Below are 16,556 nucleotides of genomic sequence, written 5' to 3'. Positions count from 1 at the left end.
TATTACTGTGTGATTAAAAACTTCCTTGTTTTTAGTCATCACTTTGGCTTTTATGCTTTGTTGAGAATGGCAAGGTGTTTTGTATGATGCGCGCTAAATAAGCGACAAAAAATATAACCCGTTACAAACATTGATAAGCTATAGGTTGCTCCAGGAATTGCCATGGCGGCATTATTGATTAAGGTACTCGCAATTAAAATGGCAAGAGTGCCATTTTGTAGCCCAACTTCAACCGCAATGCTCATTTGTTGCTTGTGATCTAAGCCCGATATTTTTGCAAAAAACAGCCCTAGTAACAGCGTGCTGAGGTTTAATGTCAGCGTTGCAATGCCACTGGTCGCAAAAAAACTCAGCATTTGGTCAGCATTTTTATGAATAATGCTAAGCACTATCACAATTAAGAACACACTCGAAAAACGACGTATAAAGGGTTCTATTTTCAAGCTCAAATGGGGTTTAAAGTGATTAAATACCATTCCTAAGCAAACAGGAAGCACCGTTATCATCAGCATTTGCACTATGGTTTTAATCACTGGCAAAGCGAATTCGTGGCCCGGCACACTCAATGTTTGCATGGCAAAATGCATAATCAGTGGCAAGGTAAAGGGTGAGATAAATGTGGCTAGCGTTGTTAGACTTATTGACAGCGCAACATCCCCTTTGAATAAATAGGTATAAAGGTTTGAGGTCACACCGCCAGGGCAGCAAGCTACTAAAATCAGACCTATAGCGAGCTCTGGGGTTAGGGTAAAACTCATTGCTAATAAAAACGCAACGCTTGGCAATAACAGTAGTTGGCAGCTTAAGCCTAATGAAAGTGCTTTGGGGCTAATAAATAATGCCCCAAAGTCTTGCTTTTTAAGCCCTAACCCCATGCCAAACATGATGATAAATAGTGCTAAAGGCAGCACTATTTTAGTCATGATATCAATTTGCATGGTATATCCTTATTGATCGTAACCCGGACTTTTATTGTCGAGTAAGCGCAGTAAGGCAGGCCAAGCAATTGCGCCACCCAGTCCCTTAGTAGCAACTTCAGTTTGCCCTTTGATACCCTCAATAATCGCGCTAGGTACTTGTACGAGTTGCTCGGTATTTTGTGAAGTACGAGTTTGTACAGCGCATGCAGCTTCAAAAACATACATAAACAAAAATGCATCAGCGACCGTTTTACCTACTGTTAATAGGCCATGATTACGTAGCATTAGAAAGTTATTAGAACCTAGGTCATTCACTAAACGGTCTTGCTCAGCAGGGTTAAGGGCAATGCCCTCGTAGTCGTGATAACCCAAACCTGAGTGCACAACAACAGCTTGCTGAGAGATAGGCAATAAGCCGTCTTTGTTAGCAGACACTGCCGTGCCATTGAGTGAGTGGGTGTGAATAACGCAATGGGCATCATCACGCGCCATATGAATACAGCTATGAATATTAAACCCCGCAGGATTAACTGGGTATTCACTGTCATGCAGCTTATTACATTGTTGATCTACTTTGATAAGACTTGATGCGGTAATTTCGTGAAACATCATGCCATACGGGTTTATCAAAAATTCGTTATCTGTGCCGGGAACACGCATTGAAATATGGGTAAAAATTAAATCATCCCAGCCATATATAGCAACTAGGCGATACGCGGCAGCGAGCTCAACACGGGCTTGCCATTCTTGCTCTGATACTGTGTGTTTCATGGTCATGGTGTTTTCCTAAAATGGTACTTTGCGAATAATAATGTCTTTAAACATGACCCAATCACCAATAAAGCTATAAAAAGGGTGTGTAAAAGTAGCGGGGCGATTTTTTTCAAAAAAGAAATGACCAACCCAAGCAAAGCCATAGCCCACAACTGGGCATAAAATTAGCCAGCTATATTGCTGCTGATAAATAGCGGCAAACAAAATAGCCAAAACAATCCAACTGCCAATGAAATGTAAGCGTCGACAGACTTTATTTTTGTGTTCTTGTAAGTAATAGGGGTAAAACTCTTTAAAGCTCGCGAACTCGCGTTTACTTGCTACAGTGCCCATATTGTTGTCTCCGTTGTTAATTACAGGTTAACAATAGGCTTTTATTCTTTTATTTACTTGATAATATAGGTCATTAAATTGTTTATTTAGGACGTGCATGAGAACCTTATCAAGCTGGTGGCTTCGTGCTATGGCTGAGTCGTTTAAGTGGCAGGGTTTACCAATTAATGAATTGTTTGCAGCGGCAAATATTCCTTTGGCAGAATTAAGTAGCCAAACAGCCCGATACCCACAAGCCAGTGTCAGTATGCTTTGGAAGCAGGCGCAAGCCATGTTACCAAACACCCATTTAGGTCTTTATGTTGGCAGTAACATGAATGTACGCGCTATTCCGGTGGTAGGCATGGCGATTATTCAGTCAACTCAGTTATTGAGTGCTTTTCGGCTGATATTGCGTTATCAAAAATTAATGGGCGATACCCATAATGTATCTTTGATCGATCACGGTAGTGAGTATGAGCTTCGCTTTAACTTTAGTGATGGTGAACGTGATATGTCACTGCTAAGCTACGAAGCGCCCATGGCGTTTTGTGTAAAAATAGCACGCACTGTAAAGGGAAAAGATTGGCACCCAACGCGAATTTGCTTGCAACGTAAAGAGCCACACAGTGAGATTAATACGCACTTTAATTGCAAAATTGAATACGGCGCAACGACCCATAGCCTGTTTTTTAGCGAAAATACCGATAGTGAACCTGTGTTATCAAGCCAGATGAAACTGGTGACACAAACGAATGTGACACAGGTACTTAGAATTTTACTTGAAGAGCATTTAATTCAAGGCCAAATTACCAGTAAAGCAATGGCAAAAGCACTTAATATGAGTGAAAAAACACTGCAGCGCCGTCTTGCAAAAGAGGGTACAAATTTTAGTAACGAATTAGCAAGATTAAGACAGCAAAAAAGTGTGTCATTGTTAAACGAAACAGATCTCTCAGTCACAGAAATAGCCTTTCTATGTGGCTACTCTGAAATTAGCGCATTCCATCATGCATTTCATCGCTGGTATGGCATGTCGCCAAAAACCTACAAGCAAAAAATGGCAATAATAGCAGGGTCATAATAAGCACGGCTTTTTTCAGTGAGCTGTTTGTATCTATTGTTTTAACTAGAAAAAAGGTACAAGTTGGCGTTTGTTCCTATTCTGTTTGAGTTTGATAATTATTCATACAAAAACAACAGTAAAAGCTTAAATAGCAATTGCTTAACACAGACTTGTTACCTAAAATTATTGATAGGACGCAAGGATGATCTAAAACCAAAACTCCACCATTAAGTATGAGGCTTGCTGAATGCGAAATCTATCGCTGCGCACTATTTTTATTAGTTTTGTGTTAATTGCATTGTTTGTTGTCACTGTGGTTAGCGCCTTAATCAATACCAGCCAATTTTCTCGGCTTTATTACCAACAAACCGAAAAGCAATTATTGCCTGACGCTGTGGGTAAAGTGGCTGCCGAAATTGACGCTCAAATGCGTTACCCGATCTCTGTGTCACAGTCTTTAGCTGAAAACCAAATTCTGCATACGTGGATGAACGAAGGTGAGAAAAGCTCGCCAATTCATCAACGTGTTATGGCGTACTTTGCTGACTTACAAAGAAAAAGCGGTGCGTCATCGGTGTTTTGGGTAAGCAAAAACTCAATGAGTTATTACACACAAGACGGCTTTTTCAAATCAATCTCACAAAGTGAGCCAAGAGACAGTTGGTTTTTTGACTTTATTAGCTCAGATAAACGCCAAGCGCTCGCCTTAGATGTGAGTGAGCAGGGTGGACACCTCACTTTATACGTTAACACCTTGGTTGAAATTGCAGGGCAACGCCTCGGTGTGGCAGGGCTTGGTTATGATATTTCAGATATTTCTAGCATTGTTACGTCGCGTAAAATTGGTGAGCAAGGGTATTTATTCTTAATTGATGACAGCAAGCGAATTATTGCACACGCAAACGATGCTTATATTGGTAAACAAGTCACAAGCGTCGCTTCATTAAGCGCATTACAAAGCTTTTTGAGCAGCAAACATATTGGCTTTACTCTATCGCAAGTCGAGCTCGCAGATGAAGATGTTTATGCTGGGGTTATGCCAATTGAAGGAACAGGCCTTACTCTTGTAGCGGTTCAGCCTAAGCAAGAGATATCAAGCGCGATTAATACAGTCGTTTGGATGTCGATTATCGTAAGTGTCGTGCTTGCGGGTATCTTTTTGGTGCTTACACTTTATTTTGCTAATTGGCTAAGTAAGAAAATACGCAGTGTTGGTGATGAACTACTGGGCATGGCAGGTCACGGCGGTGATTTAACAAAACGTTTAGATGACAGTGTTGATAATGAGCTGGGACATCTTGCTAAGGGCTTTAATGCCATTATTGGTAAAGTAGCCGAGCTGGTGGATGAAATCAGTGTCACAGAGCAAGCGATGCGAGAAGGGATCGACGATCTTGCGAGCTTTGCCAATAAAACCTTTGTTGCTACCGAAGATCAGCGCGCGCAAACCGATCAAGTTGCCACAGCTATTACAGAAATGGGGCAAACTATTAACGAGGTGTCTGATATTGCTCATCGTACAGCAAGTGACACGGAAGAAGCGGTACGAGAAACCGTGCAAACCAATCAAAGTATGGCTGCCACAGCACAAACCATGAATGAATTGAATGATATTTTGATCACGGTTGATAAAAGTATCGGTGAGTTTGCTAATCAAGCAGCTGAGATCAACTCGGTTGTTGAAGTGATCAATGCAATTTCAGAGCAAACTAACTTATTGGCACTCAATGCGGCAATTGAAGCAGCAAGGGCGGGTGAGCAAGGCCGTGGCTTTGCGGTGGTTGCTGATGAAGTACGCTCACTTGCACAGCGTACGCAAACATCGACTTCTGAAATTAGGGAACAGATTTCGCGCTTACAAAGCTCATCATTGCAATCACAAGAAGCGATTGCCGAAGGTACGCAAAGTAGTCAAAAGGTCACAGAACTTACGCATATTGCAGTGTCTGCACTTCAGTCTATTCAGCAGAAGTTTGAGATTATAAGCCAAGGCAATCACCAAGTTGCAGCAGCCACAGAAGAGCAGGGCACGGTGGTTGAGCATATCAATCAGTCGGCTCATGATATTTCAGACAGTGCAATGCAAATACATGATAACGCTGAGCAACAACAGCGTGGTACGCAAAGCTTATTATCGCGTGCTCAGCACCTTAAAGATTTAGTCAGTCAGTTTAAAGTTTAATAGCCTGCTTTTTAAATCTGCTTCGAGTAAAAGGCGTTAACAACACGTGTTGTTAACGCCTTACTATTTTTTAGCTTACAAGTGAGTGATTCAGTTTACTTATTCGCTGCTAATTCCTTTCTTATTAGCAACACATCGTGCAAAAAACTTTCAAAAAGGGACTATTAACTAAGTTTTTAGTGCGTTTAAGTGCGCTGCGTATTACAATTGAGACTTTATATCATTACCGCATTTCCAGCTGATAGGTATTTCACTTCTTCATGACAGATATTACAACACACCAAGCATCTAGACGCCGCTTGTTGATTGCCTTAGCCATAACGTGCTCGTTTATGGTGATACAGGTTATTGGCGCCTATTATTCGAATTCGCTTGCTGTACTTGCTGATGCTGGGCATTTGTTTGTTCATAACAGTTCTTTATTTATTGCACTTATTGCCTCAAGCATGGCGATATATTTTGCAAAAAACTTTAATGATGGCTATCAGCGCGCAGAGCTTACGGGTGGCTTGATCAATGGCATCTTATATTTAAGCATTAGCTTAATTATTCTTTATGAAGGGGGTGAGCGCTACCTTCATCATAGCGATGGTCATGATTTACAAATTAATAGCTATCTGATGTCGGTGATTTCGGCGATAGGCTTTTTATTTCATGGTGCTGCAGCATGGGTGCTATACAAAGGGCGCAAAGCAAGCATTAATGTGTATGCGGTGTTTTTACACTCGTTTTTTGATTTAATTTCAACGGTTTCAACCTTCTTCGCTGGTATTTTAATCCACCTAACTGGCTGGGCCGAAATTGATATTATTTCGAGTATGTTGATTGCTACCTTTGTCTTGTTTACTGGGGTTAAAGTGATCATTCGTTGTATTCAAGGCTTACTTGAAAATAGAAGTAAGCTGCCGAATGTAGCTGATATTGAACAAAGTATCGCTTCGGTTGAACATGTACAAAATGTTCATAATGTCACGGTAATGCGCCAAGACAAAGACATTATTGTTGGCGCGCACGTTGTTTTAAAACAGCATTGTACCGTTGAAAAGCATGACGAAGCATGTCGCTTAAAGGTCGAAAAACTATTGCAATCGCGCTTTAAAATTGGAAAAAGTGTGCTGCAAATAGAAAGTCATGAATGCCACCATGTTAATTAAAGTGGCAAAAAGTTTAATTTTCTTTTAATTTAAAGGTATCACTATGAAGTTAGGATACCTTTTTTGCTTCAAAATAAGCCTTCATATTTCAACTTTTTAGCCGCAGTACTGCTTGGTTGTGTTGCGGGAGTTGTTAATTTATTACCAATTTGGTTTTTAGATAGCTCAGAATTTCTTCTTGGTCAGTTTTTTGTGATCTTAAGCTTGCTGCTATTCGGTTGGCGGTTCGCAATAATCACCTTTATTTTAAGTACAGGGTTTATTTTTTACCGCTGGGGGCATGCTTGGCCGTCCATTGTATTTGCCTTAGAATTGATCTGCTTGCAGGTATTCTGTTTGTCAAAAGCGCGGCCAGTTTTTTTACGAGGCATGCTGTTTTGGTTTGTAATTGGTTTACCCCTACTTTGGAGTTTTGGCCATTTCTTTTTAGGTCTTCCAATTTTAACCATTGCCATCGCACTTGCTAAATACTGCTTAAATGCGGCAATTTACTTATCTGTTATTGATTTACTAAGCTTCTTCTTTAGCCGCTATTCGTGGCATAAACATTATTCGTCACTCTATAAAATACTTAATTATGTTGTTACTTTGCTGGTTGTGCTGGTAGTTATATTAACCTCAGTAGTACTAACCAATAACCATTATGCGCGCATTGAGTATGAGATAAATGCACAGTTAAAAGAAAAAGCCAAAGAAATCGCACGCACAATTGATGGTCACCTCGATCACCATAAAAAAGGGGTGGTACTTACTGCCAGAAGTATAGCCAATGGAGTTCCTCGTCAAATTGCCCTTGAAAATATGGCAAATCTATACCCTGATTTTAGAACACAAATCATTGTTGATGCCCTTGCTGATGTCACTCACTTTTATCCACAATCGTTAGCGATTAGTTTGCAGCAGTCAAACATTCGCGCCAATGTGGCAGATAGAGATTACTTTATCAATGCGCCTAATAATGAGCTTGGTTATATCTCAACAATATTTAAGGGCCGCGGTTTTGGCTCTTTACCTATAGTTGCGGTATCAGCACCGATTTATATTGAAAATACCTTTACCGGCGTCGTTGAAGGCTCACTGATGTTTGATTATTTTGCAGGCCTTAGGCCCAGTCTATTTAGTCACCAAGGCGAGTTGTTGATTTTAGATGCCAGCAACAAAGTGGTATTTAGCACATTAGATGACTTTAAAGAGTTACAACAATTAACAGATGAAGAAATAGATTCATTTGCAGACGAAGCACGCTTTAAAATGTTTGATGCTGAGAACGAGCAGCAGTTTTACGCCAGAGAAGCTCGCTCAACAGAGCATAACTGGATTGTAATGACCATGCTCAATCGCAAACATGCCAACAATGTTGCGGTGAGTGCATGGGGTCAGTCTTTGGTGATGATATTGTTCATTATTTTATTAACCAGTGTGTTTATAACGCAGTTAAGCCGCTGGTTAATTGCTCCTATCGAAAAGTTAGCTGAACAAATAGACAAATTTGAACCTGAGCGGGCAATCACAGATACCGACTTACCACAAACTTGGCTAGAAGTGAGTCGTTTGCAGTCGCAGTTTTCGAGTTTAGCAAATAAGCTGGCGCTTAATTTTAATCGCTTACATCAAGCGAATCACGAAAACGAAGTGTTGAATAACAAATTGACCGATTTTAATGCCCAGCTCGAGCAACAAGTTAATGATAAAACTAATGAGCTAGTCGAAGCTGTGCGCTTAGCGAACCAAGCTAACCGTACTAAGTCGCAATTTTTAGCGAACATGAGCCATGAAATCCGCACCCCGCTCAATGGTATTTTAGGCATGACTCAACTGCTATTAGAAAACCCTAAACTGCCCGAAACTGAACGTGATGAGCTGGCGATGATCCATCAAAGCGCTAATAATTTGCTATTGATCTTAAATGATATTTTAGATTTTTCTAAAATTGAAGCGGGTGCACTTAAATTAGAAAACCGCGCCGTTGAGATTAAGGCTTTATTGCAACAGTTAGCAAAAGTATTTAGTAATACCAGCGTGAAAACAGGTGTCGAATTTAACTTAAGCATAGCAAACGATATACCTGAGTATATCCGTTTAGATCCGCTAAGATTTAGCCAAGTAATCAATAACATTTTGAGCAATGCGGGTAAATTTACTGAGTCAGGTGAAATAAACATGCAATGCCAAATGGTCGATGGCGCTCTTGAAATATCAATTCGTGATACAGGCATTGGTATTTCAGCCAATCAACAGGCCAAACTGTTTACAGAGTTCACTCAAGCCGATATATCGACCACCCGTAAATATGGTGGTACTGGGCTTGGGCTAACCATTAGTAAACGTATTATAGAGTTGATGGATGGAGAGCTTTCTTTGGTGAGTCAAGAAGGTGAGGGCAGTGAGTTTACTGTTGCCATCCCAGTCACTGTGAGCGACGCAGAAGCAACGGCAGAACAAAGTACAGACAAGCCAACACTTAGTGGCATAAATGTATTAATTGTTGAAGATAACCCTGTCAATCAAATCGTGCTGCAAAAAATGATGCAAGACACCCAGTGTTCTATCAAAATGGCAAACGATGGCTTACAGGCGCTTGAGCAGCTTAAAAGCTTTGCGGCAGATATTATTTTGATGGACTGCCAAATGCCTCACATGGATGGCTATCAATGTACACAAGAAATAAAACAGAATCCTGCGCTGTATGGCGAAGCTATCATTATTGCTATTACGGCGAACGCCTTTGAAGAGGACCAAAAACGTTGCCTTGTAGCGGGTATGGATGACTTTATCTCAAAGCCCATAAATAAAGATGAGCTTTATCGCTGCTTAAATAAATGGTTTAAAGCGCGTTTAGTCGATCAATGATTGCCTGAATCGTACTTTCTGCAATGAGGTCATCGGCCAGCATGGGTTTCGCGAAGTAGTAACCTTGTAAATCTTCGCAGCCCATCTCTGTTAAGAAGCTGATTTGCTCTCCTGTCTCAACCCCTTCAGCAATACAATATAAGCCTAAGTTCGATGACAGCGCATGGATGGTTTTAATAATCGATTCATTACTTTTATCTTGGCCGATATTACGCACGAAGCTTTGGTCTATTTTGATCACATCAATCGGGAATTGACTTAGGTAAGTTAGTGACGAGTAACCTGTGCCAAAGTCATCAAGTAATAGTTTGAAGCCGGCATTTTTAAGTTTTTGCAGCTGCTTAGAGGCTTTCTCTTTATCTTCTAAAAGCGTATTTTCTGTAATTTCAAGACGTAGTTGAACCGGCTTAACCATGTGATTATTCAAAATAAGTAATAAACGTTCAGTTAAGTTCGATTTTAAAATATGCGTCGGTGACAGGTTTAATGATAAATAAAACTGAGGGTTAGCACGCAGCATAGGTAGCAGCTCTGTTAGCGATCTATCAAGGGCTTGCTCAGTCAGCGCATCGATTAAACCAATTTCTTCGGCAATAGGGATAAACTCAGCAGGTGATACAAAACCTTGCTCGTTCTTCCAGCGCATTAAAAGCTCAACGCCGTTTATTTTTTTAGTTTTAGCATTAACAATAGGCTGATAGTTATTAAATAACTCATCGTCTTTAAACGCATCTTTCAAGGCATTTTCAAGTAACAGCTTTTTGGTTAGCTGGTTATTCATCTGCTCAGTGAAATATTTAAAATTGTTACGGCCAGATTGCTTGGCGTGCATCATGGCTATATCTGAATTTTTAATTAAATCATCTGCTGTTTTCGCATCAAATGGGTAAAGAGCGACACCAACACTCGCAGAAATATTGATTGAAAAGTCGTCAATTATAACTTTGCTTGCCAGTTCTTCTGTGAGCTTTTTAACGAGCTCACTGAGTGTTTGCGGGGAGTGTAAATCTTTAACAAGTACCAAAAACTCATCGCCACTTTGACGGCCTATTACGGCGTTATCAGGTAACATTAGGCTTACTCTTTGCGTGATATCGCAAAGTAATTGGTCGCCGACAGCATGACCGAATGAATCATTTACAGGCTTAAATTTATCTAAATCAATAAACAATAATGCAGCTAGTTTATTGTATTTTTTTGCGTTATTTATACAGTTACTAATTTTTGTATGCATTAGGGAGCGGTTAGGCAAGCCCGTTAACGGGTCATAATTTGCTAAATAGCGCAAATCGTCTTCAGCGCGTTTTTGCTCTGTTAAGTCTGAAATTACAATTACATAATGACTAATTGATTGGTTTTCCTTGGCTACAGCCGTGACACTAATATGAACCGGGTGTGCAGGGCTTTTTAGCGTGCGAATAACAGCTTCTGTTTTCCAGTTTTGCTTTGGCTTAAGTGTTTTTAATACGTCTATATATTCAAGGTATTTTGCACGGCCTATGGCTGCAATAAAGTCGCGACTAGTAAGCTCTGCAACATTGTTTGGCGTGGCGAATGCTTCACCAAAACTGGCATTAGCAGAAAATGGTTTGAGTTGATTGTCTAAAATTAGCAACCAGTCGTTTATTTGCCCAAATGCTTCGCCGAGCACACTGGCTTGCTGGGCATTAGCGCGTTGCTCAGTAATATTGGTATAAATACCGGTTATTTTTAATGGGCGGTTGTTTTCATCGGTTGCAACAATACGACCAATGTCTTCATACCAAAGCCAGCTACCATTTTTATGTTTTAAACGGTAAGTGGTATTCCATTGTTGGTTATTTGTTTGCTTACAAAATAGTTGCCACTGGCTAGTTACATTATTGCGATCGTGCGGGTGCACTAAGCCCACAAACTTGTTGAGGTTTATACCATCTTTATATTCGGCATAGCCCAGCTCAGCAGAAAAGCGAGTCGTTCTTAAAAATTGTTCTGCTAGGTTAATCTCCCAAACACCACTTTTAGTACTACTTAAAGCGAGTTCGGTTTGTTGTTGTGATTTTACAGCTTCTGCATGCGCACGGCCGATCATTTGCTGACGAGCACGGTATTGCCAAAATAGGAAAAACAAAACAGCTAAAACAATAATGACATAACTTGCTTTTGCAGAAGGGGATGACCAAGGTGCATGTGCAACATTGAATCTTAGTTGTCTAGACGCTGATATTGCATCGCTTAACTCGGTTGACGACGACACTGATAACACATAATCACCAGGCGGTAACTTAGTGAAAAAGACCTCATTGGTTGTTAGCTTGTCGTATTGCAGTGAGGTTGGCCCATCAAGGGTCACTCGGTACGATGTTTTATCTTTATTGATGGTATCAAAATTAGAAAAGGTGACTGCTAAGCCCATATCATCATAGGTGATCTGCAGAGGCGTATTCACATATTTATATGGATGGTAGTTAAGCTCTCGCGAAAGCAAAGTTACATTGGTTATTTCGGTATTTATATTACCAGCCTCTACAGGCGACGATAAAAAGTCTTCTGGTGAAAGTAAAAGTACGCCTCGGGTACTACCAAATGCAAGTTGTCCGTTATGTAAGGTGGTGTCGGCATCAATGTTAAATTCATTAACGGCTAAACCATCGCGAATAAAGTAACGGTCAAGTTCTAAGGAGCTTAAGTCAAGGCGGTAAAGGCCATTTTGAGTCCCTAACCATAAAAAACCAAAACGATCTATTTGCAATGCAAAAACAGATTTAGCTTTTAAGCCCGACTGTATATTAATACGGTGTTTAACTTCGTAAGTTTTAGCATCTATGCCAATAAGTCCTTCGTCAGCCGAGCCAAGCCAAAGCGTATTGTTATAATCCATCACCCAGTCATCAATTGTTGTGAACGCTAAAGGGTTATAGTTATCTGTTTGGTATATCAGTGTTAACTTTTGAGTCTGCTCATTGTAGCGGTACAATTTTCCAGACATACTCAGTACATATTCATCAGGATGATCAGGCAGTGGCTTTAAAAAAGCATGGGCATTAACTAGGTCAACTTGTTCTTTTAATCCTTTAATAGTGGTAAGTTCGCCTGTTTTACCATTGTACTTATAAAAATTTTGCTCATCTAAAAATGCAAATTGATCATTACCCATAGCACGAAAGCCCCAGTTTGGGCCGTAATTTATGAGGTGCATGGTCTCAGCATTGCCTTTTATAGGCACTAGTTCGCCGGTCTGTTTATCAAACAAGGCAAGTCCTATGTATTTCATTAGCCACAGATAACGGTTGTTGTCATCAATGTTAGCCTCGGTAATACCATAAATACCATGCTCACCATGAAAGGCTTTTTCATCGTTACTAACTAAGTAGGGTGTAATATCTTTAGTAACTTGGTTGTACTTCATTAGGCCATTATCTGTACCTATCCAAACGGTATTGTTTTGATCTTGTAATACCGACCAGACATTATTGTTGAAGCGAGCTTGGTTATTTTTTAATTCAATATGTTTAAAACGTCTTGCGAGTGTTGACCAAGTAAAAACACCTTGTGAGCGAGAGGCAAGCCACAGCAGCCCTGTTTTATCAATCATGACATCTTGAATTGAATTGTCAGACATCAAAAACTTACTTTGTTCAAAGTTTAAGATGAACTCAACCGACATTGTTTGGCGATTAAATTCGAACAATCCTTTTTCTGTGACAACATATTCACCGAATGAGCTAACAGAATAGTCCCAAATATTTAAGTTAGGGATTAACAGCCTTACCTTATCAAATGCCAATAAACGGTTAGCGTTAAAAGGTATATCAAACATGCCCTCTACAGTGCCAACAAATAAGCCCAGTTGCGCATCGACCCTTAAAAATTTTACGTTTTTATTATCTTCGGTGACCTGAGATTTATCGGTTAGCGGAATATGCGAAATATGATCATCTGCAAGGTTTTTTGAGAAAAGCCCATTTGATGTGCCGATATATAAAAAGTTGTCGTGCAGGGTGAGTGCCCGAACAATATGCTCTTCTTTATTGATAGAAAACTCATGCAAAAACTTTTTTGATTGCTTGTTGTATGAATAAACGTGCTGAGCAATAGCGAAGTAAAAAAAGTAATCGTCTTCAGTGATTGCTAAAATAGGCGAAAAGAAAACATCTTCAGGGTCTAGTTTGCCAGAATAGATTTTTTCAACTTTTAGTGTTTTTGGGTCTATTAGAAAAGCACCTGAAAACTCAGTGCTGACGAAAATGTTTCCGTCGTCAGTTTTATGCATTGCGGTAATTTGTCGCTGATCAAGTATGTACTCACCAGCAAAAGGCGCTACCTGATAACCATCATACCTATTTAAGCCTTGATAGGTACCAATCCAGATAAAGCCTAAATCATCTTGCACGATTTTAGTTACACTGCCTTGCGTAAGGCCTTCATCGGTTGAAATACGCTGCATTTGCAAAGCATAGTTTTGTGCCAACGCCGAAGAGGAAAGCGTGAAGAACAGCAAACTGAAAATCAAAAGAAAAAGTTTAGGCACTGACTGATTAACCCTAAATTATTATTTGCGCATAATTTTTAACAAAATATAGCACAATTATGACCGTAATTAATGGTTCTGAAAAGAAAAAATAGTAATAAGGTCTACTTGTTGCTGAAACTGAAACCTATGCTATAACTAGTTCAATTATCAGCAATTTGAGAACGTGATGCGCCATTCATTTATAAGCCAAAAAAGTAATGCATTGTTATTGATTATTGACCTTCAGGCAGGGCTTGAACCGGTAATTAACGACTTTGGCTTAGCTGTTAATCAGACCGAAAAGTTAATAAAAGCAGCTAAAGCTTTAGATATTCCCTATTTATTTACCGAACAAAACCCAACCAAGTTAGGTAAAAGTAGTGAACAGCTTTTACCTTTTATAAGTGGCACTAACTGCCATCACAAAATACATTTTAGCGCATGCCAAGAGGTTCAATTTAACAACCTATTGGCTGGCTTTAACCGTAAGCAAATAGTGGTAACGGGTACAGAGTCGCATGTGTGTGTACTGCAAACATGTTTAGACTTAATTGCCAATGGTTACCAAGTGTTTGTAGTGGAAGATGCCATTGCATCACGTAACGAAAAACACAAAGAGTTAGCAATTAAGCAGCTATCGGCAGCAGGTGCTATTATTACTTGTACAGAAAGTTTGATATTTCAATGGCTAGAAAAAGCAGGGACTGATCAATTTAGAGCATTATTGCAATTAATAAAGTGAACCATGATGCGCATCAAACCGTATTGGCTCGATTAATTGTATTTTTGTATATTATTTAATAATTAAGGCTTTATCTATGACGAGTGTGCGCCGCCTTTTTACTTATTTGTTCCTTTTATTGTTTGTTGAATCTTTAGTTTTGGGTTTTATCTATTCGACCCTAATTACAGGTGTGGTAACCGGTTTATTATTGCTATCTTTACCGCTTTGGATGCTCCATCAATACCCAACGAGCAAATTAACAGCCCATGTTGTGGCTGCCGGTTGCATGATGTTTTCGTTTTTACACATCCAACAAAGCTACGGCTTAATTGAAGTTCACTTTGAAATATTTATTTTAATGGCCGTGTTGATCATGTTTGTTGAATGGCGCGTGTTTATTACTGCACTTGCTTTTGTGGCAGTTCACCATTTGAGCTTTTACTTTTTACAGATAAACGAAGTCGGTTTATACGTTTTTGACCCAGATCGATTGTATTTTAGCACCGTACTTATCCATGCCGTGTATGCCATTGTTGAAGCGATTGTAGCTGGCTACATTGCAAAAACCCTTCATCTTGAACGTAGTTCTGGCTTATCGTTAAGCACAACTACAGAGCAGATAATGGCCGACGAAAACAGCATAAATATTAGCTTAAGAGCGGATGATAGCCACAGTGAAGCCGTGGCGGGTTTTAACCGCTTACTAGGTTTTGTATCGAGCGTGATTGGTGATGTTCAAAGCCAAAGTAGTGTTTTAAAAAACCAGTCTAAACAATTACTTGAAGTACACGACGAACTGCATGAGCAAGCACTTAATCGTGAGCAGCTATCGACGGATATCGCGCAGTCAGGTGAACGAGTCGCCGAAGGCTTTGCTCATGTTGAACAAGAAAGTAATGAGCTACAAACACAGTTTGAGCAGCTCCATTTAAGTGCTACAGAGGCATTAAATGAAGTGGCGAATACAGACAGCAAAACGGCTGAGCTTGCTAATAACCTTCAAGAAGCAGATCAAAATATAGGCCAACTGGTGAGTGCATGTTCGCATATCTCAGAATTACTTAATGAAATTTCGTCAATTGCTGAGCAAACGAATTTACTTGCGCTTAACGCTGCAATTGAAGCTGCACGTGCAGGTGAACAAGGCCGCGGCTTTGCGGTAGTGGCTGATGAAGTTAGAAACTTGGCAACACGCAGTAAAAACACGACGGATAAAATAACTAATACGCTTGAAAGCTTGATGCAAAACAGTGCCTCATCAACTAAGTCGATGCAGGGTAGTGTTGCGCTTATAGAGCAGTTGTCGGCCATTAGTTCGCAGATGAAACTGCAAATTACCGAGATGACAGAGCAGGTGAATGTTGCCGCAAGTAGCTCACAATCGGTTGCTCATGTAGTGCAAAATCAAGCGGGTAATACACGTGCTATTGCCGAGAACTCACAAGCCTTAATTGCTAACCAAGCCAACGACAACTTGATGATTGAAAAGCTCACCGATCGCGTACAGTTAATTGATGTAAGTATCGATGTACTGGAGCAAGGTATTGCTAAATTCAAATAGCAAATGGCTGATAATGGCAACTCTACTTTGGGTTGCCTCTGTAGCATTAGCCTTGGTGTTTGCTTATTCTCAACAAGCAAGCACCTTTGATCCAGATAAAAAGCTAGCCACAGCTAATTGGTTACCTGCTTTTCAACAAAGTATGCGGCTTGACATCAACAATGCCGATACCTTGTACATTATTGATGAAAATACCTGTGTATGCTCAGAGCGCTCACAACCGCACATAACAAGCCTTAGCAGCTATGCAGCAGAGCAAGGTATTGAAGTAATAAAACTTAAACCAACATCTGCGGTTGCTGCAATATTACCCGCTCAACCTGCCGCAGTACTTGTTTCAGAAAATCAACAGCTTGTGTATGCAGGGCCATTATCAAAGGGACTCGCCTGTTCAAGTCAGAATGGCTTTGTTGAGCTAGTAATCGCAAACTTACGTGCGGGTTTTAATAGCCAGTTTATTAACTCAGATGCTGAGGGGTGCTATTGTGAGATTAATTGAGCTATTAAAAAAGCAGCGTTAA

General features: G+C 40.1%; 11 protein-coding genes. 7 read left to right on the top strand and 4 right to left on the bottom strand.

The features are described 5' to 3' along the window. Nucleotides 1-50 precede the first annotated feature (50 nt). The 3 genes from EXT43_RS18720 to EXT43_RS18710 are packed head-to-tail and all read right to left on the bottom strand — an operon-like array spanning nucleotide 51 to nucleotide 2,027. Nucleotides 51-938 (bottom strand): bile acid:sodium symporter family protein, encoded by an 888-nt coding sequence (locus EXT43_RS18720; protein WP_130167659.1) that lies wholly within the window; start codon nucleotides 936-938, stop codon nucleotides 51-53. Between the two features lie 9 nt (nucleotides 939-947). Then, nucleotides 948-1,697, bottom strand: a complete 750-nt coding sequence (locus tag EXT43_RS18715) for a class II aldolase/adducin family protein (protein ID WP_062565752.1) — start codon at nucleotides 1,695-1,697, stop codon at nucleotides 948-950. Between the two features lie 9 nt (nucleotides 1,698-1,706). Beyond that, a complete protein-coding gene (locus EXT43_RS18710; protein ID WP_054562470.1) occupies nucleotides 1,707-2,027 on the bottom strand; it encodes a DUF962 domain-containing protein in 321 nt (106 codons plus the stop codon). 97 nt (nucleotides 2,028-2,124) lie between these two features. Here EXT43_RS18710 and EXT43_RS18705 point away from each other — a divergent pair, with 97 nt between their 5' ends. The 4 genes from EXT43_RS18705 (at nucleotide 2,125) to EXT43_RS18690 (ending at nucleotide 9,258) form a co-directional block, all read left to right on the top strand. Then, the gene (locus EXT43_RS18705) at nucleotides 2,125-3,090 is read left to right on the top strand and encodes an AraC family transcriptional regulator (protein ID WP_062565751.1); all 966 of its coding nucleotides are present in this window, start codon (nucleotides 2,125-2,127) and stop codon (nucleotides 3,088-3,090) included. 229 nt (nucleotides 3,091-3,319) lie between these two features. After that, on the top strand, nucleotides 3,320-5,254 hold the full coding sequence (locus EXT43_RS18700) for a methyl-accepting chemotaxis protein (RefSeq protein WP_130167658.1): 1,935 nt from the start codon (nucleotides 3,320-3,322) through the stop codon (nucleotides 5,252-5,254). Nucleotides 5,255-5,514: 260 nt separating this feature from the next. Then, nucleotides 5,515-6,408: a cation diffusion facilitator family transporter gene (locus EXT43_RS18695; RefSeq protein WP_055198783.1), complete on the top strand. Its 894-nt coding sequence runs from the start codon at nucleotides 5,515-5,517 to the stop codon at nucleotides 6,406-6,408. 63 nt (nucleotides 6,409-6,471) lie between these two features. Then, the gene (locus tag EXT43_RS18690) at nucleotides 6,472-9,258 is read left to right on the top strand and encodes a response regulator (protein WP_240701535.1); all 2,787 of its coding nucleotides are present in this window, start codon (nucleotides 6,472-6,474) and stop codon (nucleotides 9,256-9,258) included. Here the strand turns inward: EXT43_RS18690 and EXT43_RS18685 are convergent. Next, on the bottom strand, nucleotides 9,233-13,684 hold the full coding sequence (locus tag EXT43_RS18685; RefSeq protein ID WP_082710916.1) for an EAL domain-containing protein: 4,452 nt from the start codon (nucleotides 13,682-13,684) through the stop codon (nucleotides 9,233-9,235). The genes EXT43_RS18690 and EXT43_RS18685 overlap by 26 nt on opposite strands. A gap of 253 nt (nucleotides 13,685-13,937) precedes the next feature. Here EXT43_RS18685 and EXT43_RS18680 point away from each other — a divergent pair, with 253 nt between their 5' ends. The 3 genes from EXT43_RS18680 (at nucleotide 13,938) to EXT43_RS18670 (ending at nucleotide 16,534) form a co-directional block, all read left to right on the top strand. Beyond that, nucleotides 13,938-14,492, top strand: coding sequence for an isochorismatase family protein (locus EXT43_RS18680; protein ID WP_062565747.1), 555 nt, complete (start codon nucleotides 13,938-13,940; stop codon nucleotides 14,490-14,492). Between the two features lie 76 nt (nucleotides 14,493-14,568). Continuing rightward, nucleotides 14,569-16,035 carry a methyl-accepting chemotaxis protein gene (locus EXT43_RS18675; RefSeq protein WP_062565746.1) on the top strand — a complete coding sequence of 489 codons (1,467 nt, stop codon included), beginning with the start codon at nucleotides 14,569-14,571 and terminating at the stop codon, nucleotides 16,033-16,035. A gap of 13 nt (nucleotides 16,036-16,048) precedes the next feature. Further along, nucleotides 16,049-16,534 carry a DUF6436 domain-containing protein gene (locus EXT43_RS18670; protein ID WP_082710915.1) on the top strand — a complete coding sequence of 162 codons (486 nt, stop codon included), beginning with the start codon at nucleotides 16,049-16,051 and terminating at the stop codon, nucleotides 16,532-16,534. The last annotated feature ends 22 nt before the right edge of the window (nucleotides 16,535-16,556 follow it).

Origin of the sequence: Pseudoalteromonas sp. CO109Y, assembly GCF_004208935.1 — a bacterium.
Lineage (GTDB): Bacteria > Pseudomonadota > Gammaproteobacteria > Enterobacterales > Alteromonadaceae > Pseudoalteromonas > Pseudoalteromonas shioyasakiensis.
This window is presented reverse-complemented; position numbering and strand designations above follow the sequence as displayed.

Coding starts and splice junctions, on each gene's coding strand:
- EXT43_RS18680 (WP_062565747.1), top strand. CDS start 13,938: ATGCGCCATTCATTTATAAGCCAAAAAAGTAATGCATTGTTATTGATT.
- EXT43_RS18700 (WP_130167658.1), top strand. CDS start 3,320: ATGCGAAATCTATCGCTGCGCACTATTTTTATTAGTTTTGTGTTAATT.
- EXT43_RS18695 (WP_055198783.1), top strand. CDS start 5,515: ATGACAGATATTACAACACACCAAGCATCTAGACGCCGCTTGTTGATT.
- EXT43_RS18670 (WP_082710915.1), top strand. CDS start 16,049: ATGGCAACTCTACTTTGGGTTGCCTCTGTAGCATTAGCCTTGGTGTTT.
- EXT43_RS18685 (WP_082710916.1), bottom strand. CDS start 13,684: ATGCAGCGTATTTCAACCGATGAAGGCCTTACGCAAGGCAGTGTAACT.
- EXT43_RS18720 (WP_130167659.1), bottom strand. CDS start 938: ATGCAAATTGATATCATGACTAAAATAGTGCTGCCTTTAGCACTATTT.
- EXT43_RS18705 (WP_062565751.1), top strand. CDS start 2,125: ATGAGAACCTTATCAAGCTGGTGGCTTCGTGCTATGGCTGAGTCGTTT.
- EXT43_RS18715 (WP_062565752.1), bottom strand. CDS start 1,697: ATGACCATGAAACACACAGTATCAGAGCAAGAATGGCAAGCCCGTGTT.
- EXT43_RS18710 (WP_054562470.1), bottom strand. CDS start 2,027: ATGGGCACTGTAGCAAGTAAACGCGAGTTCGCGAGCTTTAAAGAGTTT.
- EXT43_RS18675 (WP_062565746.1), top strand. CDS start 14,569: ATGACGAGTGTGCGCCGCCTTTTTACTTATTTGTTCCTTTTATTGTTT.